Raw genomic sequence first — 20230 nt, 5'->3', positions numbered from 1 at the left:
AACCCCCTGCCGTGGAGATTGTGATGCGCCGTTCGCTGCTGCTGTCCGCCCTGCTGCTGGCCCTGCCGGCCCTTGCCCACGCCCAGGACGGGCAGCGCCCGGAAGTGACCGCCGCCGCGCAGCGGCTGCAGGCCAAGGTGGTCGAATGGCGCCGCGATTTCCACCAGCATCCGGAGTTGTCCAACCGCGAGGCGCGCACCTCGGCCGAGGTGGCCAAGCGCCTGCGTGCGATGGGCCTGAAGCCGAAGACCGGCATTGCCCACCACGGCGTGGTGGCGATCATCGAAGGCGGCAAGCCCGGCCCGAAGATCGCGTTGCGCGCGGACATGGACGCCTTGCCAGTGACCGAGCAGACCGGCCTGCCGTTCGCCTCCAAGGCGACCGACCAGTACCGCGGGCAGACCGTGGGCGTGATGCATGCCTGCGGCCATGATGCGCATACCGCCACCCTGCTCGGCGTGGCCGAAGCGCTGGTGTCGATGAAGAAGGACCTGCCGGGCCAGGTGATGCTGATCTTCCAGCCGGCCGAAGAGGGGGCCCCGCCGCCGGAAGAGGGTGGCGCCGCACTCATGCTGAAGGAAGGCCTGTTTGCCGATTTCAGGCCGGAGGCGGTGTTCGGCCTGCACGTGTTCTCCAGCGTGCAGGCGGGGCAGATCGCCGTGCGCGGCGGCCCGTTGATGGCGGCCTCGGACCGTTTCGGCATCAAGGTGATCGGCCGCCAGACGCACGGCTCGGCGCCGTGGAACGGTGTTGATCCGATCGTCGCCACCGCCGACCTGGTGGGGACCGCGCAGACCATCGTCAGCCGCCGCGCCAACCTGTCCAAGCAGCCGGCCGTGCTGACCTTCGGCGCGATCAACGGCGGCATCCGCTACAACATCATTCCCGATGAAGTGGAGATGGTCGGCACCATCCGCACCTTCGACGAAGGCATGCGCCAGCAGATCTTCGCCGACCTGCGCAACGTGGCCGAACACACGGCGGCCGCGCATGGCGCCAAGGCGGTGACCGACATCTATGAATCGGAGGGCAACCCGGCCACGGTGAACGACCCGGCGCTGACCGCGAAGATGCTGCCGAGCCTGCAGGCGGTGGTGGGCAAGGACAATGTGTACGAGCCGCCGCTGCAGATGGGCGCGGAGGATTTCTCGCTGTACGCGAAGGAAGTGCCGGGGATGTTCTTCTTCGTCGGGTCCACCAGCGTGGGTATCGATCCGGCGACGGCGCCGGCCAACCATTCGCCGAAATTCCTGCTGGATGAGAAGGCGCTGGACGTCGGGCTGAGGGCGCTGCTGCAGGTGAGCCTGGATTACCTGCACGGTGCCGACACCCCGGCGGGGTGAGGGTTTCCGCAGGGCTTGCAGCCCTGCACCGGCTTGAATCAACGGTAACGTCAACGTCAAAAGCGGGCATTCCGTGGGATGGCGGGGTGGGTCCGGTTGAGGGGGACGCCGTAAACCCCCAGACCGGCCCAGCCGCTGGCGGCTGTGCGTTCGGGCGCTTGCGAAGCAGTGCTTCGCAAGCAAAGCGCCCTCACCCCTGGGGGCTTGGCCGCGGCGTGCTCGTGTGCGCTGTCCTGCGCACACGGCAAGGCCTTGGTTGGGCGTCCTGCCCAACCCGCCCGAGGCATGCCTCGCGCCCATGCCGCGGACACCCCCCTCAACCGGACCCACCCCGCCTTCGACAGTTTCCCGCGGCTGTCGGTGCCCGCTGCTGTTGGTGGGTGCCGACCGTTGGGCGGCACGGCGGACGTCATGAACGTCTGAAGGATCGGCTTCTGATTTTGATTTTCCTGATCTTTCCCGTGGTGGTGGCCGCGCGCAGGGAACTGTCAGGGGGCGGGTGGGTAGGCGGGGCGGGGGTGTCCGCGGCATGGATGCCGCGGCCAAGCCCCCAGGGATGGGTTTACGGCGTCCCCCGGCCCGCCTGCCCACCCGGCCAAGCCGATAGACCGCCTTTCGCGACCATCCAACACAACCACCACGGAGGGGCTCCGCCGTTGGCCGGCCCGGCCGAAGGCCCGCCCTCGCGCGATACAATGGCGCCCATGAACACCCCCCAGGATTCCAGCCTCGGTCGCGAGGTCAGTTACCCGTCGCAGTACGACCCCGGCCTGCTGTTTCCCATCCCGCGCAGTGGCGCCCGTGCCGAGATCGGCCTCGATGATGCCGCGCTGCCGTTCGTCGGCCACGACCGCTGGCATGCATTCGAACTGAGCTGGCTCGACCCGCGCGGCAAGCCGCAGGTGGCCGTGGCCACCGTCCAGGTGCCCTGCACCTCGCCGCGGTTGATCGAGTCGAAGTCGTTCAAGCTGTACCTGAACTCCCTCAACAGCACCCGCATCGACAGCGCCGAGGCGCTGCGCTCGCGCATCGTTGCGGATCTGTCGGCCTGTGCCGGTGCGCCCGTCCAGGTCGAGTTCGGCCTGCCGGGCCTGCGGGAGACGCCGCTCGGTGAATCCATCGACGGGCTGGACGTGGAGATCGACTGCTACGGCCCGCCGCAGGCCGACTTCCTTGCCGCCGATGCGGGCGAGGTGGTGGAGGAGACCCTGGTTTCGGCGCTGCTGAAGTCCAACTGCCCGGTCACCGGCCAGCCGGACTGGGCCACGGTCAGCCTGCGTTACCGTGGGCCGAAGATCGACCGCGCCGGCCTGCTGCGCTATCTGGTCAGCTATCGCGAGCACGCCGAGTTCCACGAGCAGTGCGTCGAGCGGATCTTCAGCGAGGTGTCCGCGCGCTGCCAGCCGCACTGGCTGGAAGTGGAGGCCCGCTACACCCGCCGCGGTGGCCTGGACATCAATCCCTGGCGTGCCAGCCCGGGCATCACCGCCCCGGCCGCGACCTACCGCGAGCTGCGGCAGTAACCGCCGCAGGCGGCTGCTCGTTGCGCCGGGCCAGGCCCGGCGAGCACCGGCCAGCGGCCGGCACTACCATCGTTCGCAGGCGGTTACGGGTGGTGCCGGCCGCGGGCCGGCAATCGGCCAGGGCCCGATTCCCCTGGCACAGCCGGCCAGCGGCCGGCACTACCGGGCGTCCATTCCCCCGATTGTTCAGCCGCCCCCGGGGGCGGCTTCACATCTGCACCATCCCCATTTAACAACCGCCATGGCACCGTGCGAGCCACGTAGTCATGCAGACGGGAGTTGTGGATGAGTACCGAGAAGAAAGCCGATTTCTCCGGCGTCAGCAGCAGCGTCGACAGTACCGCCGAACAGGCACCGAAGGCGGACTTTTCCGGCGTCAGCGCCTCGGTGGACAGTACCGCCGACGTTGTCAGCGGCGGCACCTACACCGTGCAGAAGGGGGACTCGCTGTCGAAGATCGCCAAGCAGCATCTGGGCGACGCCAATGCCTGGAAGAAGATCTTCGAAGCCAACCGCGATGTGCTTGACGACCCGGACAAGATCTTCCCGGGCCAGACCCTGAAACTGCCGCCGAAGTAAGCCGGCGATCGACCGCCGTCCGACAATCCCTGGGAGGAACCCCGAATGATCAAGACCACCCCGCTCCAGACCGCCCTGATCGCCGCACTGCTGGGCAGCGTTGCCCTGGTCGGCTGCAAGAAGAAGGAAGAGTCGACCGACAGCACCGCCGCCCCGGCGGCCACTGCTCCGGCCGAGCCGGCAGCGCCGGCCCCGATGACCGGCGCGCCGCCGCCGATGGCCGAAGCCGCTGCGGTCAGCGTATCGGCCGTCACTGTCGGCAAGACCGCAGCCGCAGACAAGTCGGTTGCACCGGCGGCACTGTTCTCGCCGAAGGACGACATCATCGTCTCGGTCAAGACCGATGGCGCCGCCAACAACGTCAACGTCGGTGCCAAGCTGACGTTCCAGGATGGCCAGGTGGCCGGCGAGCAGAACGCGGCGCTGAACACCAGCGGCGCTGAAACCACCAACGTCACGTTCAAGAATGCAAAGGGCTGGCCGGTCGGCAAGTACCGCGCCGAGGTCATGGTCGATGGCAAGGCGGCCGGAACGCCGCAGGAGTTCGAGGTCAAGTAAGTCCTGCCGACTCTCTCCCGGCAGGGCTCACGATGGACGCAGCCGCGAGGCTGCGTCCTTTTTTATTGCGCCGAGCCCAGGCCTCACCCGCGCATGGCGTGGATCTACCGGGAATGTCATGCGGCGGCGCAAGCCCGAGCCGATGAATCACTGCGTTGCAGTACCGCCGCGTATGGCGCGGCTTTGCCCCGCGCGGCTGAAAACGCGACAATGCAGGGGTTTCCCCGCCGCGCGCCCACCCTGACGGCGACGGGGGAAAGCGTGGGGCCCGGCCCCGCGCGCGACACGGTTGCACGTGGCCCGGCGCTGGCGCCGGCCTTCCCCTGAGCACTGCTACAGAGTCCAAGTCCCCCATGTCCAAGATTCTCTACACGCTGACCGACGAAGCCCCGTTCCTGGCCACCCAGTCGCTGCTGCCGATCGTTGACGCCTATACCGCCACTGCCGGCATCGTGGTGGAAACCCGTGACATCTCGCTCTCCGGCCGCATCCTGTCGCAGTTCCCGGAACTGCTGGCCGACGCGCAGAAGGTCAGTGACGACCTGGCCGAGCTGGGCCAGCTGGCGACCACCCCGGACGCCAACATCATCAAGCTGCCGAACATCTCCGCCTCGGTGCCGCAGCTGAAGGCGGGCATCAAGGAACTGCAGGACCAGGGCTATCCGCTGCCGGACTACCCGGAAACCCCGGCCGACGACCAGCAGCGCGACTACAAGGCGCGCTACGACAAGGTCAAGGGCAGCGCGGTGAACCCGGTGCTGCGCGAAGGCAACTCCGACCGCCGCGCACCGCTGTCGGTGAAGAACTACGCGCGCAAGCACCCGCACCGCATGGGCGCCTGGTCGGCCGATTCGAAGTCGCACGTCGCGCACATGGCCGCCGGTGATTTCTACGGCAGCGAGAAGTCGGCCACCCTGGCCAACGCCGGTTCGCTGAAGATCACCTTCCACGGCAACGACGGCAGCACCGTCGTGCTGAAGGAAAAGACGGCGGTCAAGGCCGGCGAGATCGTCGACGCCGCCGTGATGAGCCGCAAGGCACTGGCCACGTTCATCGGCGAGCAGATTGCCGATGCCAAGGCCCAGGGCGTGCTGTTCTCGCTGCACCTGAAGGCGACCATGATGAAGGTCTCCGACCCGATCATGTTCGGCGTGGTCGTCGAAGAGTTCTACAAGGATGTGCTGGCCAAGCACGCCGACGCCATCAAGCAGGCCGGCTTCGATGCCAACAACGGCATCGGTGACCTGGTCGCACGCCTGCCTTCGCTGCCGGAGGCTACCCGCGCCGCCATCGAAGCCGACCTGAAGGCCGAGTACGCGCAGCGCCCGGCGCTGGCCATGGTCAACTCGGACAAGGGCATCACCAACCTGCACGTGCCGAGCGACGTCATCGTCGACGCCTCGATGCCGGCGATGATCCGCGACTCCGGCAAGATGTGGAATGCCGAAGGCAAGCTGCAGGACACCAAGGCCGTCATTCCGGACCGCTGCTACGCCGGCGTGTACCAGGCCGTCATCGACGACTGCAAGGCGCACGGTGCCTTCGATCCGGCCACCATGGGTTCGGTGCCGAACGTCGGCCTGATGGCGCAGAAGGCCGAAGAGTACGGCTCGCACGATAAGACCTTCCAGATCACCGCCGACGGCGTGGTCAAGGTCACCGACGATGCTGGCACCGTGGTGTTCGAGCATGCCGTCGAAGCCGGTGACATCTGGCGCATGTGCCAGACCAAGGACGCGCCGATCCAGGACTGGGTGAAGCTGGCCGTCGAGCGCGCCCGCCTGAGCAGCACCCCGGCCGTGTTCTGGCTGGATGCCGCCCGTGCCCACGACGCGCAGGTCATCGCCAAGGTCGAGCAGTACCTGAAGGACCACGACACTGCCGGTCTGGACATCCGCATCCTGCCGCCGGTGGAAGCCACCGCGTTCTCGCTGGACCGCATCCGCAAGGGCGAGGACACCATCTCGGTGACCGGCAACGTGCTGCGTGACTACCTGACCGACCTGTTCCCGATCATGGAGCTGGGCACCAGCGCCAAGATGCTGTCGATCGTGCCGCTGATGGCCGGTGGCGGCCTGTTCGAGACCGGCGCCGGTGGTTCGGCCCCGAAGCACGTGCAGCAGTTCGTCGAGGAAGACTACCTGCGCTGGGATTCGCTGGGTGAATTCCTGGCCCTGGCCGCGTCGCTGGAACACCTGGGCAACCGCTACGACAACGCCGCTGCTCGTGTGCTGGCCAAGGCGCTGGACGAAGCCAACGGCCAGTTCCTGGACAACGACAAGTCGCCGTCGCGCAAGCTCGGCGGCATCGACAACCGTGGCAGCCACTTCTACATCGCGCTGTATTGGGCCCAGGCCCTGGCCGCGCAGGACGAAGACGCCGCCCTGAAGGCGCGCTTCGTCCCGCTGGCCAAGGCGCTGACCGACAACGAGCAGAAGATCGTCGAAGAGCTGATCGCGGTGCAGGGCAAGGCCGTGGACATCGGCGGCTACTACCGTCCGGACGTGGCCAAGGCCAGCAAGGCGATGCGCCCGAGCGCGACCTTCAATGCCGCGCTGGAGCAGTTGCGCGGCTGATCCATCGCCGTTCGGTGGTGACACTGGAACCCCGCGCTTCGGCGCGGGTTTCTTTTTTGGGCTTTGGGGGTCAGATCCCTTTGCCCTGCAAAGGGATCTGACCCCGAGCGATAAAACCGTGACATCCGTCGGTCGTCGGAAGGCCGTCAAAGGGGCATGAAACTTGCCCGCGATGGCCGTCGCAGAACCGATCAGCACGCCGCTGCAACCCCGCTCAATCTGAGCAGTCGATCACGACGGCCTTCGTTGGCAATGGCCTAGCCTTGGCGACGCGAGACCACCGGGGAGGTGGTCACTCGGGGAACACGGATGGCACGCGTGCTGGTAGTGGGAACCGACATCCAGGGCGAGCAGGCGCTGCTGCAACGGCTGCGCGTGGCCTCGGCACTGCCGGATGGCCAGATCCGCCGCAGCCAGGACCTGGACGACTGCGACCTCCTGGTCATCCGCGATACCCCGGCGCTGCGCAACGCGGCGCTGCGCATGCGCCAGCAGCGGCCGCGCCTGCAGTGCTGGATCGAGGACATCGGCGGCCAGCTGCGTGACGGCGACGGACACCAGGACGTACTCGACGATGGTGCCATCGGCCGCGCGCTGCGCCGCATGCAGTTGGCACCCGAGCCCCTGGCCATGCACGCACCTGCACCGATCCGTCTGGCCGATGGTGCGCACGCCATCACCCGCCTGCTGCGCGAGCGGCTGCCTTTGAGGCAAGGGCAGGCACTGTTGAGCGATGCAGGCGAGCCTTTGCTGCTGATGGATCTGGAGCACGACCAGGCGGTGCTGTTGCAGGAACCGGCGAGTGCGCTGGTGGAGCGCCTGGCCGATGCGTTCGAGCGCCTGCAGCTGGATGCGCTGACCCCTGCGCGCCTGCAGGCGCTGGCCAGTGACCGGCCCCGCCAGCCGCTGCGGCCGCTGTTGTGGCAATGGGCGCAGCGCAGCCGCCATTGGCAGGCACTGGATGAACGCCTGCGAGGTGCCTCGGTGAAGCTGCTGCGCTGGCCGGATTTCCGCGTGCTGGGACACGACCACGATGGTTTCCGCCTGTGCTCGCTGCTGCTCAAGCGTGCGTGCACGGTTGAAGAGTGCGCGATGCTGCTGGAACTGCCGGCGGCGGCGGTGCGCGACTTCATCCATGCCGCCTATCTGTGCGGCTACGCGCAGCTGCAGGCTGGCCCGGCGACGCCGAGGATGGCCACCGACGGCAGCCGCGCCGACAGTGGATTGCTTGCCCGCCTGTGGCGGCACCTGCGCGGGAGCGAGCGCAATGCGTGAGCACAAGGTGGTCGTGCTGGGCGGCATGGGCAGCGGCAAGTCGACCCTGGTGCGCAGCATCGCTGCGGGCGCAGTGATCGATACCGACGTGGCCAACAGTGACCGCCTCGGTGCCGACAAGGCCTCCACCACCGTCGCGCTGGACTACGCAGACATCGACCTTCCCAACGGCGAGCGCCTGCGGCTGTACGGAACGCCCGGCCAGCAGCGCTTCGACTTCCTGTGGCCGATCCTGCTGCAGGGTGCGCGCGGCGCGGTGCTGCTGCTGGACGCGCGCCGCGCAGGCCTGGCCAGCGAGCTGGAGGACTACCTGCAGGTGCTGCAGCCGTTTGCATCGTCCCTGGCACTGGTGGTGGCGGTCACCCACCTTGACCAGGCGCCGCAGGCGGCACTGGATGACTGGGCCAGCCGAGCCTGCCTGGACGACCAGCCGCTGCCGCTGCTGGCCATCGATGCCCGTGACCGGGAACAGGGACTGCTGCTGATGGACGTACTGATGAGCGAAATGGAAGCGCACGCACTGGTGGCTGCGCATGGCTGACGGGCAGATGGCGGCATTGCCCGACGCCGGCCAGCGTGAGCGCCTGCAACCCCTGCTGCAGGACCTGCAGCAGCGGGTCGAAGGGGTACGTACCGTGGTCCTGGCCAGCGTTGATGGCTTCGCCCTGGTCAGCGCCGGAGCCGACGGGCGCGGTGAACGGCTGGCCGCGATGACCAGCGCGATGCTGGCGCTGGCCGCGGCGGTCGGGCGCGAACTGGTGCTGGGTGATCTGCAGACGCTGATGCTGGAAGCCGTGGGCGGCAAGGTGCTGATGCTGGCGATCCAGGCTGATGGGCGCGCGCCGTTGCTGCTGATGGCGGCCTGCGACCAGCGCAGCGTGATCGGCCAGGTGCTGTGGCAGAGCAGGGAATGTGGCCAGGCGATCCTGGCCGAACTCGGCGGATCGTGAGCCCGGCCGCAGGGGAACGAGGGGCTCGAACCAACTTCGACAAGGGGTGCGACGTGGCTGGATTGAATGAATCGTTGAACGCACTGATGGGTATCGACGGCGCGCAGGCCGTGGCGCTGGTCGACTACGAAAGCGGCATGCTGCTGGGCGAGGCCGGTGCCGGCATGGACATGGAAGTGGCTGCCGCCGGCAACACCGAAGTGATCCGCGCCAAGATGAAGACCGCCGCGTCGCTGAACCTCAACGACAGCATCGAAGACATCCTGATCTCGCTGGGCAAGGCGTACCACATCATGCGCCCGGTGGCGAAGAAGAAGGGCCTGTTCTTCTACATCGTGCTGGACCGTACCAAGTCCAACCTGGCATTGGCCCGGCGCAAGGTGCAGGACGTGGAGGCCGAACTGGCGATCTGAGCCGGTAGTACCGGCCGCTGGCCGGCGTCTGCATCGATCCATCGACGGCCCAGGTGCTGCCGGCCAGCGGCCGGCACTACCTTCGCACTCGACGCCATTGCACACGCCCGCGTATGGTGAAGCCGGTCCTTCCGGGTGAGCCCTGCATGTCCGAGCCTGACATCGCTGCCGAGCTGGCGCCGCGCATCGCCGGCGCCATCCGCGATGGTTTCGAGCAGTACCATGCCCGCTTCGCGGCGATCACCGCCCGTGCACGGCAGCGCTTCGAGCAGCGCGACTGGCCGGGCGCGCGCCAGGATGCGGTCGAGCGCATCGCGTTGTATGACCTGTGCATCGCCGAGCAGATGGATGCACTGCGCCGCCTCGCCGGCGATGTGATCGGCGAGCGCGCGCTGTGGCTGCAGGTGCATGCGCAGTACAGCGCACTGCTGCGGGGACTGATCGACGCCGAACTGTACAAGACCTTCTACAACACGTTGTCGCGGCGCCTGTTTTCCATCCGTGGCGTGGATCCGGCACTGGAGTTCATCGCCTTCGATGTCGAGCCATCCGACGCGATCACCCATCCGGTCGCCCGGCATACCTATGCCGTCTCGCCGACGCGGCCGGTGGAGGCCCTGCAGCGCGTGCTGGCCGACTACCGTTTCGACATTCCGTATGCGCACCAGTTGCGCTGCGCGGCGGCCATCGCCGTGCGCCTGCAGGACGATCTGGCGCACTGGGGCGATACGCCGGTGCGTAGCATCGAGCTGCTCGACACCGTGTTCTACCGGGAGCGCCGCGCCTACCTGGTCGGCCGGGTGTTCGGCGAACACCGCTTCTCGCCGTGCGTGATCGCACTGGTCAACGATGAGCGTGGCCTGCGTGCCGATGCAGTGCTGACCCGGCGTCGCGACGTCGCCCACCTGTTCGGCGTCTCGCGCAGCTACTTCCAGGCCAACCTCGCAACGGTGGGCGATGCGGTGGTATTCCTGCGCAGCCTGCTGCCGGGCAAGCCGATCGATGAACTCTACACGGTGCTGGGCCGTGCCAAGCAGGGCAAGACCGAGCGTTACCGCACCTTCTTCCGCCACTTCAACGAGCACCTGCAGGAGCGGCTGGTGCATGCCGAGGGCACGCCGGGCATGGTCATGGCGGTGTTCACCCTGCCCAGCTATCCGCTGGTGTTCAAGCTGATCCGCGACCGCTTCGCCTGGCCCAAGGCGATGTCGCGGCAGCAGGTGGAAGAGAAGTACGCGCTGGTGTTCAACCTCGACCGCGTCGGCCGCCTGCTCGATGCGCAGCCGTATCGCCACCTGCGCTTCCCGCGTGACCGTTTCGCACCGGCCTTGCTGGAAGAGCTGCTGCAGCAGTGCGCGCAGAGCGTGCGCGTGGATGGCGACGAGGTGGAAGTGGCCCTGTGCTACGTACAGCGCCGCTTCCGGCCATTGAACCTGTACCTGCGCGAGCAGGGCGGCGAGGCCGTGCGCGCGGCGGTACTGGACTATGCGCAGGCGATCACCGACATGGCGCGCAACAACATCTTCCCCGGCGACATGCTGCCGAAGAACTTCGGCGTATCCCGGCATGGCCGGGCCGTGTTCTACGACTATGACGAGTTGTGCCTGGTCAGCGACTGCGTGTTCCGCGCCTGGCCGCAGCCACGTACGCCGGAGGATGCCATGGCCGACGAGCCCTGGTTTCATGTCGGTCCACGCGATGTGTTCCCGGAGCGCTTCGGCCCGTTCATGGGCCTGCCTGCCAGCGAGCTGGCGGCCGTGCGGGAGCACTACCGGCACCTGTTCGACCCCGCTTGGTGGCAGGGCCTGCAGGCGCGCTTCGCCGACGGTGACTACCCGGATACGCCGCCCTACGCGGCGGCCCATCGCCTGGCCTGAACGGCGTGGCGTGGACCGCCCGCGGTGGACCGCCTGCCGGTCCCGCTCGGACTGCGGTACGCTCAGGGTTCACTTCATCACCATGGATCCGGCAATGATGCGCTCCCCCTTGTTCCTTGCCCTGGCCCTGGCGTTCGCCGCCGGTGCTCCCCTGCTGCCCGCCGACGCCGCGGCACAGAACGCGCGCGCGGTGCGCGCCACTGCCGAGATGAGCATGGTGCTGTCGGGCAGCATCGAGGTGGCGGCCGATGGTTCGGTCCGCACGCTGGTCCTGGACCAGCGGGCCATGCTCGCACCAGGCATCGTGTCGTTCGTGGAAGGTGCCATCCGCGGCTGGCAGTTCGAGCCGACGCTGCAGGACGGCAAGCCGGTGGCCGCCCACGCCCCGTTGCGGGTGCGCCTGCGGGGCAAGGAGCAGGAGGACGGCAATTACCAGATCAGCATGACCAGTGTCGACTTCAGTGAATATGATCCGAAGGCTACCGATTCGGTGACCCGGAAGAGCCTGCCGCCACCGCGCTACCCCGAGGATGTCTACCGCATTGGCGGTCAGGGTGACGTGCTGCTGCTGGTCAAGGTGGCCCGCGACGGGACCGTGGCCGACGTCATTGCCGAACAGGTGAACATGACCATGGTCGCGCCGGAGCGGATCATGGCCAAGATGCGCGACCAGCTCGCCAAGGCCAGCATCAGCAGCGCGCGCAAGTGGACCTTCGTCCCGCCGACCACCGGCGAGGACAGTACGCGGGACTTCTGGACCGTGCGCGTGCCGGTGAACTTCGCCCTGAACGGCAACACCGGCAGCAACGGCAACGCCCAGCCGGAACGCTACGGCCGCTGGCGTGTCTTCATTCCCGGCCCGCGCCAGGACGCACCGTGGCGCAAGCCGGATGCCGCCGAGCAGGCGGGCAGTGATCTGTTGCCGGCCGGCGGCGTGTACATGGTCGATGGCACCCAGCGCGGCCTGCGCCTGCTGACGCCGCTGGCCCAGCGCTGAGCCCGGCGTGCGTGAAGCGGTCGGCCAGGCCGGCCGCTTCTCAGTCTGCGTACGGGTAGACCACTACCCGGTTGCGGCCCTGTTCCTTGGCCATGTAAAGCGCCTTGTCAGCCAGCCGCAGCGCTTGTTCGGCATCGACATGGAAGCTGGGGAAGTGGGCCACGCCCAGTGACACGGTGATGGTCCCGACCGGTTCGAACGGATGATCGGCGATGTGCTGGCGCAGGCGCTCGCCGGCCTGGCGCGCCGAGTCGGTACTGATGCCCGGCAACAGCAGCAGGAATTCCTCGCCACCGGCGCGGCAGAGGAAGTCGCTGTCGCGCGAGTAGCGGCGCATCTGGTCGGCAATATGGACGATGGCCGCGTCGCCGACGTCGTGGCCATGGCTGTCGTTGATCGATTTGAAGCGATCGATGTCCAGCGCCAGGATCGCGAACGGAATGCCCTGCACCTGCAACGCCTCCAGTGCCTGCTGCAGGCCGCGGCGATTGAGCAGGCCGGTCAGCGGATCGGTGCGGCTGGCGCGGTTGAGCGTGCCGATGCGGTCCTGCAGCGCATTGAAACTGTGCAGCACCGCCTGCTTGAGCTGGGCGACCTCGAAGTACCACGCGCGGATGCCGCTGACATGGTTGATCGCATTGCCGGTGTCCTCGCCGCCCTGCACGTTGCGCGCCAGCTGCCACAGCGGCATCGAAATGCGGCGCGCGAACCACCAGGTCACCAGCAGCGACAGCAGGCCGAGCGGAATCGCGTTCCAGATCACCGCGGTCATCAACCGCGACAACGGCTGCAGCGTGGCCTCGGTCGGGCGCTGGGCGATGATGCCCCAGCCGGTGGCCGGCACCGGCGCATAGCCGGCCAGCATCGACACGCCCAGGTTGTTGCGCACCTGCTGGGCGCCGCGTTCACCGCGCACCACCGCCTTCACCGCCGGGTTGCCGACCACGTAGTCGCCGACCCGCTTGCCGTCGGCGTGGTACAGCAGGCGGCCATGGCGATCGACCACGTACAGGTAGGAGCCATCGCGGTAATAGTGCTTGCCCAGCAGCGTATGCAGCGCGCTGCGCTGGCGCAGGTACAGGGTGCCGCTGACGTAGCCGCGGTAGCGACCCTGGCGGTCGAAGATCGGGTGCGACAGTGACACCAGCAGCTTGCCGGTGGTCGACTGGTACGGGTCGCTGATCATCGGCTGGCGCGCCGCCAGCGCGGCGTTGTTGCCGACACTGTGCAGCACCTCGCCCTGCAGCTGCAGGGTCTGCGGCGAGGTGGCGATCACCAGCCCATCCGCATCCACGACCAGCGAGGAATTGAAGCTGTTGGTCTGCAGCTGCAGTCGGCTGGCTTCATCCTGCGCCTGTGCCGGGTCCAGATCGCCCTGGCCCAGCCGGGTGGCGGCGTAGGCCAGCTCCTGCTGCGCGGCCAACAGGAAGTTCTGGGTGGTCTCGGCCAGCTTGGTGGCATAGACACGGTTGGCTTCCAGGGTATTGCCGACCAGCTGGTCGCGCTGCACCCGGTAGCTGGCCAGCAGGGTGTTGGCCAGCGCGATGATGGCGCTGAGCAGGGCCAGGGCGAGGATCAGCTTGCCCAGGTTGAGGCGGGGGGACAGCGTGCGCATGCGTCGGCGGATCCGGCAGGAGGCTGGACCCGACCGGTTCTCCGGAAGGGGCGACAGCGGGAATCGGTGGCCATGCCCGCGGGGCCGGGCAGGGTAGTGGTCGAATTATCGCCAAAAGTCGGCGCCGGCAAAGTGAAGTGGGTCGCCCTGCAGGCAAAAAAAAACCTGCCGCAGCGAGCGGCAGGTTTCTTCCGACGCAGTGCCGGGACTCAGCGCTTCATCGAACCGAAGAACTCGTCGTTGGACTTGGTGTTCTTCATCTTGTCGAGCAGGAACTCCATCGCGGCCATTTCATCCATCGGATGCAGCAGCTTGCGCAGGATCCAGATCTTCTGCAGCAGTTCCGGTTCGATCAGCAGGTCTTCGCGGCGGGTGCCGGAACGGTTGATGTCGATGGCCGGGAACACGCGCTTTTCAGCGATGCGGCGGCTCAGGTGCACTTCGCTGTTGCCGGTGCCCTTGAACTCTTCGTAGATCACCTCGTCCATCTTCGAGCCGGTATCGACCAGCGCGGTGGCGATGATGGTCAGGCTGCCGCCTTCTTCCACGTTGCGCGCGGCACCGAAGAAGCGCTTCGGGCGATGCAGGGCGTTGGCGTCCACGCCACCGGTCAGCACCTTGCCCGAGCTCGGCACCACGTTGTTGTAGGCGCGGGCCAGGCGGGTGATCGAGTCGAGCAGGATCACCACGTCCTTCTTGTGCTCGACCAGGCGCTTGGCGCGCTCGATGACCATTTCAGCCACCTGCACGTGGCGCGCGGCCGGCTCGTCGAAGGTCGAGCTGATGACCTCGCCGCGCACGGTGCGCTGCATTTCGGTCACTTCTTCCGGGCGCTCGTCGATCAGCAGCACGATCAGGTGCACGTCCGGATGGTTGGTGGTGATGGCGGTGGCGACCTGCTGCATCATCATGGTCTTGCCGGCCTTCGGCTGCGACACGATCAGCGAGCGCTGGCCCTTGCCCTGCGGTGCCATCAGGTCGAGGATGCGGCCGGTGATGTCTTCCGACGAACCGTTGCCACGCTCCAGGGTGAAGCGGCGGCGCGGGAACAGCGCGGTCAGGTTCTCGAACAGCACCTTGTTCTTCGACGCTTCGATCGGCTCGCCGTTGATGGTGTCGACGATGTTCAGCGCGAAGTAGCGCTCGCCGTCCTTCGGGAAGCGGATGCGGCCGGAGATGTGGTCGCCGGTGCGCAGGTTGAAGCGGCGGATCTGGCTGGGCGAGATATAGGTGTCGTCCGGGCCGGCCAGGTAGCTGGCCTCGGCCGCGCGCAGGAAGCCGAAGCCGTCCGGCAGGATTTCCAGCACGCCGTCGGCGGCGACGCCGTCGCCGTGGCGGGTCAGCACCTTCAGCAGCGCGAAGATCACGTCCTGCTTGCGGGCGCGGGCCACGCCTTCGGAGATCTGCAGCTGCTCGGCGATTTCCAGCAGCTTCTGCGCCGGCATGCGCTTGAGGTCGCTCAGCGAGTAGACCGGGAAGCCCTCGGGCACGTTGGCATGCGGGCGCGGCACGAACGGCTGCTGCTCGCCGCCATCGTTGGGCAGGCCATCGTCGCGGAAGCGGTTGTTGCGGTCACGGTCGCGGCGGTTGCGGAAGCGGTCGCGGCGGTTGCCCTGCCCCTGGCCCTGCTGACCCTGCTGGCCGTTCTGGTTGTACGGGTTCTGGCCCTGGTTCTGGCCGCCCCCCTGGTGGTTCTGCTGGCGCGGCTGGCCGGATTCGCGACCCTCGCTGCCTTCGCTACCGCCACTGCTGGCAGGGGCCTCGGCGGCGGGCGCGCTCGGCGCGGGGGCTGCAGCCGGCGCCGGCGCTTCGGGCGCGGCGGCCAGCGGCAGGGTCGGCTGCGCCGGAGCGGCGCTGGTTTCGGCGGCTGCCGGGGCGGCGGCCTTGCTCACGCGGGGCTTGCGCACGCGCTTTTCGGCGGGCGCATCGGCGCTGCCGGTTTCAGAAGTGTTATCGGACAAGAGCGTTATTCCTCGCTTGAAGGTGCGAGCGCCCGGCTGGGGCGGCGAACGTTGGGAATGGGTCTGGAAGGAACTGCGTCCAGAGGGTGCGGCACGCGAACGCGGCCGGATATGCCGACACTATCATCGGCCCGCGGCGCCATGCAAGGGTCGCCGGGAACAGCATTCATCATGGGCGCGGGGCGCCCGCCGGCAGCCGCGCTCGGCGGCTGCCGGGAACCGGCAGGATCAGGCCAGGGCCTTGTCCAGCAGGCCGGCCAGCTGGGCCTTGCCCACCGCACCGATCTGCTCGCCGACCTTCTCGCCGTCCTTGAACACGACCAGGTACGGAATCGAACGCACGTGGTACTTGGCGGCCAGCGCGCGGTTGTGGTCGACATTGACCTTGGCGATCTTGGCGCGGCCCTGGTAGGCATCGGCCAGTTCGTCCAGCGCCGGGGCGATCATCTTGCACGGGCCACACCATTCGGCCCAGAAATCGACCAGCACCGGTTCCTTGGAATTCAGCACTGCGCTATCAAAGTCGGCATCGCCGACGTGTACAACCTTGTCGCTCATCTTGGTTTCTCGTCTTGGATTGCACCCGGCGATGCCGGAGGTGGGTGAACTGGGCCATGCCCGGTGGCGCGACCCTCGTCGTTGCCTCGCGGCGGACCGCCGCGGTGCGTTCGGCGGGATGCCTGGACGCTCACGGCCGGCAGTGTACCCCTATCGCAGGGCAGGGACAGGCGCCAGCTGGAACCCAGCGTATCGTGATCGCTTCGATGCCCGGTATGTGTCGGATTTCACTGTCCTCCTGTAGATGGGGCTGGCAGTGAACGACACCAGCGGCCCGGGCCGGGCCGTTCAAGTCCGGTGTGGCTGGGTGAAGGCAGTGCGTCTCCTGGTGTCGTGAGACCGTCCATTCCGGTTTGCCCGCCCGAGTGCGTTAAACTGGGGCATTGTGCGGCGCGCGGACCGGTGGTCCCAGCCTGCCAACCCGCCGCAGGGGCCGCAGTTTGCGACGGTGCCCCTAGACGATGAAGTGCCAGCCGCCCCACGGGCCGGCGGCCATACCAAGACGGACTCATGAGCGACAAACCGCTGACCGATTTGACCTTCTCCTCCTTCGAGCTGCATCCGGCCCTGCAGGCCGGCCTTGAAGGAGCCGGATTCACCCGCTGCACCCCGATCCAGGCGCTGACATTGCCGGTCGCGCTGCCCGGTGGTGATGTCGCCGGCCAGGCGCAGACCGGCACCGGCAAGACCCTGGCCTTCCTGGTCGCTGTCGTGAACCGCCTGCTGACCCGCCCGGCGCTGGCCGATCGCAAGCCGGAAGACCCGCGCGCACTGATCCTCGCCCCGACCCGCGAACTGGCCATCCAGATCCACAAGGATGCGGTGAAGTTCGGTTCCGACCTGGGCCTGCGTTTCGCGCTGGTCTACGGCGGCGTGGATTACGACAAGCAGCGCGAGCTGCTGCAGCAGGGCGTGGACGTGATCATCGCCACCCCGGGCCGCCTGATCGACTACGTCAAGCAGCACAAGGTGGTGTCGCTGCACGCCTGCGAGATCTGCGTGCTGGACGAAGCCGACCGCATGTTCGATCTGGGCTTCATCAAGGACATCCGCTTCCTGCTGCGCCGCATGCCGGAACGCACCATCCGCCAGACCCTGCTGTTCAGCGCCACCCTCAGCCATCGGGTGCTGGAGCTGGCCTACGAGCACATGAACGAGCCGCAGAAGCTGGTGGTCGAAGCCGAGACCATCACCGCTGCCCGCGTCCGCCAGCGCATCTACTTCCCGGCCGACGACGAGAAGATCCCGCTGCTGCTGGGCCTGCTGTCGCGCAGTGAAGGCGCGCGCACCATGGTGTTCGTCAATACCAAGGTGTTCGTCGAGCGCGTCGCCCGTTCGCTGGAAAAGGCCGGCTACCGTGTCGGCGTGCTGTCCGGCGACGTGCCGCAGAAGAAGCGTGAGAGCCTGCTCAACCGCTTCCAGAAGGGCCAGCTGGAAATCCTGGTGGCTACCGACGTGGCTGCGCGCGGCCTGCACATCGACGGCATCAAGTACGTCTACAACTACGACCTGCCGTTCGACGCCGAAGACTACGTGCACCGCATCGGCCGCACCGCGCGCCTGGGCGAAGAGGGTGATGCGATCAGCTTCGCCTGCGAACGCTACGCCATGGGCCTGCCGGACATCGAGGCCTACATCGAGCAGAAGATTCCGTCCGAACCGGTCACCAAGGAACTGATGACGCCGCTGCCGCGCCCGGAACGTCCGGCCCCGGCGGCGGGCGAGGAAGGCGACGACAACGAAAGCGTCGGCCAGATCTTCCGCGAAGCGCGCGAAGCCCGCGCCGCCGAGGAAGAGCGTCGTGGCGGTGGCCGCAACGGCGGTCGTTCCGGCAGTGGCGGGGGTCGCGGTGGTCGCGACGGTGAGCGCAGCGGCGAACGCCGTTCGCGCGGCCCGCGCAAACCGCGTGTGGAAGGCGAGCAGGGCGCTGCCGCCCCGGTCGCCGGTGCTGAAGGCGCCGCCGCCCCGGCCCCGCGTCCGCCGCGCCCGCCGCGCGCCGAAGGCGCACCGGAAGGCGCCGTGGATGGCGAACACAAGCCGCGCAAGCGCCGTCGCCGTCGCCACGGCCGTCCGGTCGAGGGTGCCGAGGGTGTACAGGCCAACGCCGGCAACGGCGCCGGCCCGGTGACCCCGGTGCAGGTGGTGGCCAAGCCGGTGCGCACGGCCGCCGACACCGGTGACTCGTTCCTGACCCGCATCGGCCGCAAGATCCGCCGGATGCTGTCGGGCAGCTGATCGGCGCTGCCGATCAGCGGGTAGCACCCGACCGCTGGTCGGGTGGCTTTGAACGGTAGTGCCGGCCAGCGGCCGGCACTACCGATCGCGCGACCGTCTCCACGACGTCGCGCCGGTCCTGCATAATCGGGGCATGAGTGTCCTGCGCTTCGACAATGTCAGCAAACAGTACGCCGGTGGCCACGAGGCGCTGACCGATGTCAGCTTCGAGGTTGCGCCAGGCGAGATGCTGTTCGTCACCGGCCATTCCGGTGCGGGCAAGAGCACCCTGCTCAAGTTGATCCATCTCGACGAGCGGCCGAGCCGCGGCGCGGTGGTGTTCGACGAGCGCAACCTGCTGAAGGTCCGCGGTGGCGACGTGCCCCGTCACCGACGCGCGGTCGGGGCGGTCTACCAGGACCACCGGCTGCTGATGGACCGCTCGATCGCCGAGAACGTCGCGCTGCCGCTGATCCTGCGCGGCACCCGCCGTGGTGACATCAGCAAGCGCGTACGCTCGGTACTCGAACGGATGGGCCTGGGCCATCGCGAGAAGGCGTTGCCGTCCCAGCTGTCGGCCGGCGAACAGCAGCGCGTCGGCATCGCCCGCGCGATCGTCGGCGAGCCCAAGCTGCTGGTGGCCGATGAGCCGACCGGCAACCTCGACCCGACCCTGGCGGCGGAGATCATGGCCCTGTTCGCCGAGCTGCCCTCGCGGGGCACCAGCGTGCTGGTGGTCAGCCACGACCTGCCGCTGCTGCGCCGCATGCGCAAGCGCGTGCTGATCCTCGACCACGGCCGGCTGGTGGATGACATCTCGCCGCAGGACCTGGCGGAGTAACCATGGCGAAGAACGAAAACAGCGAAGCCGCCGCCCCCTCGCGCGTGGGCGTCTGGTTCCAGCACCACGTGCACAGCGTGGTGTTCAGCCTGGGCCGCGCCTGCCGCAAGCCGTGGGCGACCCTGCTCACGGTGATGGTCATGGCGCTGGCGCTGGCCCTGCCGCTGGGCCTGTCGATCGCGCTGGACAACCTCAAGCAGTTCGCCGGCAGCGTGCAGCAGTCGCGCGACATCAATGTATTCCTGAAGGGCGACGTCGATGGACCCGGCGCGCTGCGCCTGGCCGGCCAGCTGCGCGACCGCGACGACGTGGCCGAAGTGAACGTGCGCACGCCCGAGCAGGGCCTGCAGGAACTGCGCGATGCCGGCCTCGGTGAGGCGATCGACGCACTCAATGACAATCCGCTGCCCTCGCTGCTGGTGATCACCCCGGGCCAGGGCAAGGACGACGCACGCCTGGCGCGCGCGCTGGAAAGCCTGCCCGAGGCCGACCTGGTGCAGCACGACGCGCTGTGGCGCCAGCGCCTGGATGCCTGGCTGGCGTTCGGCGCGCGGCTGGTGCAGGTGCTGTCGGTGCTGCTCGGCGTGGGTGCCGCGCTGGTGGTCGGCAACACGGTGCGCCTGGACATCCAGGCCCGTCGCGAGGAGATCGGCGTGCTGCAGCTGCTGGGCGCCAGCGATGGCTTCATCCGTCGTCCCTTCCTGTACCTGGGCGCGTGGTACGGGCTGGGCGCCGGCGCGGTGGCGCTGGGCCTGATCGGGGCGGCCGGTGCCGCGCTGCGCGTGCCGCTGGCCGAACTCTCGCGCAGCTATGGCAGCCCGTTCGTGCTGCACGGCCTGGACCTGCTGCACGGTGGCCTGGTCCTGCTCGGCACGCTGCTGCTGGGCTGGCTGGGCGCCTGGCTGGTCACCGGCCACTTCCTCCGCCAGACCCGCCCGACCGACACCTGA

General features: G+C 68.1%; 17 protein-coding genes. 14 read left to right on the top strand and 3 right to left on the bottom strand.

The features are described 5' to 3' along the window. Window positions 1-23: 23 nt before the first annotated feature. The 11 genes from AC5P9I_RS16170 (at window position 24) to AC5P9I_RS16120 (ending at window position 12091) form a co-directional block, all read left to right on the top strand. On the top strand, window positions 24-1343 hold the full coding sequence (locus tag AC5P9I_RS16170) for a M20 family metallopeptidase (protein ID WP_049466417.1): 1320 nt from the start codon (window positions 24-26) through the stop codon (window positions 1341-1343). Between the two features lie 704 nt (window positions 1344-2047). Next, window positions 2048-2866, top strand: a complete 819-nt coding sequence (gene queF / locus AC5P9I_RS16165; protein WP_049467591.1) for an NADPH-dependent 7-cyano-7-deazaguanine reductase QueF — start codon at window positions 2048-2050, stop codon at window positions 2864-2866. A gap of 285 nt (window positions 2867-3151) precedes the next feature. Beyond that, window positions 3152-3445, top strand: a complete 294-nt coding sequence (locus tag AC5P9I_RS16160; protein ID WP_049410686.1) for a LysM peptidoglycan-binding domain-containing protein — start codon at window positions 3152-3154, stop codon at window positions 3443-3445. Window positions 3446-3490: 45 nt separating this feature from the next. Further along, a complete protein-coding gene (locus tag AC5P9I_RS16155; protein ID WP_049467593.1) occupies window positions 3491-4003 on the top strand; it encodes a hypothetical protein in 513 nt (170 codons plus the stop codon). 353 nt (window positions 4004-4356) lie between these two features. Further along, entirely contained in the window at window positions 4357-6579 is a 2223-nt protein-coding gene (locus tag AC5P9I_RS16150; protein WP_130768249.1) for an NADP-dependent isocitrate dehydrogenase, read from the top strand. 309 nt (window positions 6580-6888) lie between these two features. Beyond that, the gene (locus tag AC5P9I_RS16145) at window positions 6889-7854 is read left to right on the top strand and encodes a hypothetical protein (RefSeq protein WP_130768248.1); all 966 of its coding nucleotides are present in this window, start codon (window positions 6889-6891) and stop codon (window positions 7852-7854) included. Then, window positions 7847-8395 carry a GTP-binding protein gene (locus tag AC5P9I_RS16140; RefSeq protein WP_049467598.1) on the top strand — a complete coding sequence of 183 codons (549 nt, stop codon included), beginning with the start codon at window positions 7847-7849 and terminating at the stop codon, window positions 8393-8395. Before AC5P9I_RS16145 ends, AC5P9I_RS16140 begins: the two co-directional genes overlap by 8 nt. Beyond that, window positions 8388-8804, top strand: a complete 417-nt coding sequence (locus tag AC5P9I_RS16135; protein ID WP_053461562.1) for a roadblock/LC7 domain-containing protein — start codon at window positions 8388-8390, stop codon at window positions 8802-8804. The genes AC5P9I_RS16140 and AC5P9I_RS16135 overlap by 8 nt, the downstream gene beginning before the upstream one ends. 53 nt (window positions 8805-8857) lie before the next feature. Continuing rightward, complete coding sequence (locus tag AC5P9I_RS16130) at window positions 8858-9217, top strand: hypothetical protein (RefSeq protein WP_005419760.1); 360 nt, start codon at window positions 8858-8860, stop codon at window positions 9215-9217. Between the two features lie 146 nt (window positions 9218-9363). Continuing rightward, the gene (aceK, locus tag AC5P9I_RS16125) at window positions 9364-11094 is read left to right on the top strand and encodes a bifunctional isocitrate dehydrogenase kinase/phosphatase (protein WP_130768247.1); all 1731 of its coding nucleotides are present in this window, start codon (window positions 9364-9366) and stop codon (window positions 11092-11094) included. Between the two features lie 94 nt (window positions 11095-11188). Continuing rightward, window positions 11189-12091, top strand: coding sequence for an energy transducer TonB (locus tag AC5P9I_RS16120; RefSeq protein WP_049467602.1), 903 nt, complete (start codon window positions 11189-11191; stop codon window positions 12089-12091). A 40-nt stretch (window positions 12092-12131) separates the two neighbouring features. Here AC5P9I_RS16120 and AC5P9I_RS16115 read toward each other — a convergent pair whose 3' ends face one another. From AC5P9I_RS16115 to trxA, 3 genes are all read right to left on the bottom strand, one after another. Next, a complete protein-coding gene (locus tag AC5P9I_RS16115; protein WP_049467603.1) occupies window positions 12132-13706 on the bottom strand; it encodes a sensor domain-containing diguanylate cyclase in 1575 nt (524 codons plus the stop codon). A gap of 209 nt (window positions 13707-13915) precedes the next feature. Then, complete coding sequence (gene rho, locus AC5P9I_RS16110) at window positions 13916-15667, bottom strand: transcription termination factor Rho (RefSeq protein WP_049467605.1); 1752 nt, start codon at window positions 15665-15667, stop codon at window positions 13916-13918. A gap of 228 nt (window positions 15668-15895) precedes the next feature. Continuing rightward, complete coding sequence (gene trxA / locus AC5P9I_RS16105) at window positions 15896-16225, bottom strand: thioredoxin (protein WP_005411275.1); 330 nt, start codon at window positions 16223-16225, stop codon at window positions 15896-15898. A gap of 510 nt (window positions 16226-16735) precedes the next feature. Between trxA and rhlB the strand changes: the two genes are divergently transcribed. The 3 genes from rhlB (at window position 16736) to ftsX (ending at window position 20230) form a co-directional block, all read left to right on the top strand. Then, window positions 16736-18460 carry an ATP-dependent RNA helicase RhlB gene (gene rhlB / locus AC5P9I_RS16100; protein WP_130768246.1) on the top strand — a complete coding sequence of 575 codons (1725 nt, stop codon included), beginning with the start codon at window positions 16736-16738 and terminating at the stop codon, window positions 18458-18460. A 133-nt stretch (window positions 18461-18593) separates the two neighbouring features. Next, complete coding sequence (gene ftsE / locus AC5P9I_RS16095; protein ID WP_049424090.1) at window positions 18594-19280, top strand: cell division ATP-binding protein FtsE; 687 nt, start codon at window positions 18594-18596, stop codon at window positions 19278-19280. A gap of 2 nt (window positions 19281-19282) precedes the next feature. Then, complete coding sequence (gene ftsX, locus AC5P9I_RS16090) at window positions 19283-20230, top strand: permease-like cell division protein FtsX (protein WP_053461558.1); 948 nt, start codon at window positions 19283-19285, stop codon at window positions 20228-20230.

The organism is Stenotrophomonas sp. YJH_SMC_29 (assembly GCF_059371235.1).
Note: the sequence above shows the minus strand (reverse complement) of the source record. Positions and strands in the feature narration are given on the sequence as shown.

Coding starts and splice junctions, on each gene's coding strand:
- trxA (WP_005411275.1), bottom strand. CDS start 16,225: ATGAGCGACAAGGTTGTACACGTCGGCGATGCCGACTTTGATAGCGCA.
- ftsX (WP_053461558.1), top strand. CDS start 19,283: ATGGCGAAGAACGAAAACAGCGAAGCCGCCGCCCCCTCGCGCGTGGGC.
- AC5P9I_RS16120 (WP_049467602.1), top strand. CDS start 11,189: ATGATGCGCTCCCCCTTGTTCCTTGCCCTGGCCCTGGCGTTCGCCGCC.
- AC5P9I_RS16155 (WP_049467593.1), top strand. CDS start 3,491: ATGATCAAGACCACCCCGCTCCAGACCGCCCTGATCGCCGCACTGCTG.
- AC5P9I_RS16170 (WP_049466417.1), top strand. CDS start 24: ATGCGCCGTTCGCTGCTGCTGTCCGCCCTGCTGCTGGCCCTGCCGGCC.
- AC5P9I_RS16115 (WP_049467603.1), bottom strand. CDS start 13,706: ATGCGCACGCTGTCCCCCCGCCTCAACCTGGGCAAGCTGATCCTCGCC.
- AC5P9I_RS16145 (WP_130768248.1), top strand. CDS start 6,889: ATGGCACGCGTGCTGGTAGTGGGAACCGACATCCAGGGCGAGCAGGCG.
- queF (WP_049467591.1), top strand. CDS start 2,048: ATGAACACCCCCCAGGATTCCAGCCTCGGTCGCGAGGTCAGTTACCCG.
- rhlB (WP_130768246.1), top strand. CDS start 16,736: ATGAGCGACAAACCGCTGACCGATTTGACCTTCTCCTCCTTCGAGCTG.
- AC5P9I_RS16135 (WP_053461562.1), top strand. CDS start 8,388: ATGGCTGACGGGCAGATGGCGGCATTGCCCGACGCCGGCCAGCGTGAG.
- ftsE (WP_049424090.1), top strand. CDS start 18,594: ATGAGTGTCCTGCGCTTCGACAATGTCAGCAAACAGTACGCCGGTGGC.
- AC5P9I_RS16140 (WP_049467598.1), top strand. CDS start 7,847: ATGCGTGAGCACAAGGTGGTCGTGCTGGGCGGCATGGGCAGCGGCAAG.
- AC5P9I_RS16160 (WP_049410686.1), top strand. CDS start 3,152: ATGAGTACCGAGAAGAAAGCCGATTTCTCCGGCGTCAGCAGCAGCGTC.
- AC5P9I_RS16150 (WP_130768249.1), top strand. CDS start 4,357: ATGTCCAAGATTCTCTACACGCTGACCGACGAAGCCCCGTTCCTGGCC.
- aceK (WP_130768247.1), top strand. CDS start 9,364: ATGTCCGAGCCTGACATCGCTGCCGAGCTGGCGCCGCGCATCGCCGGC.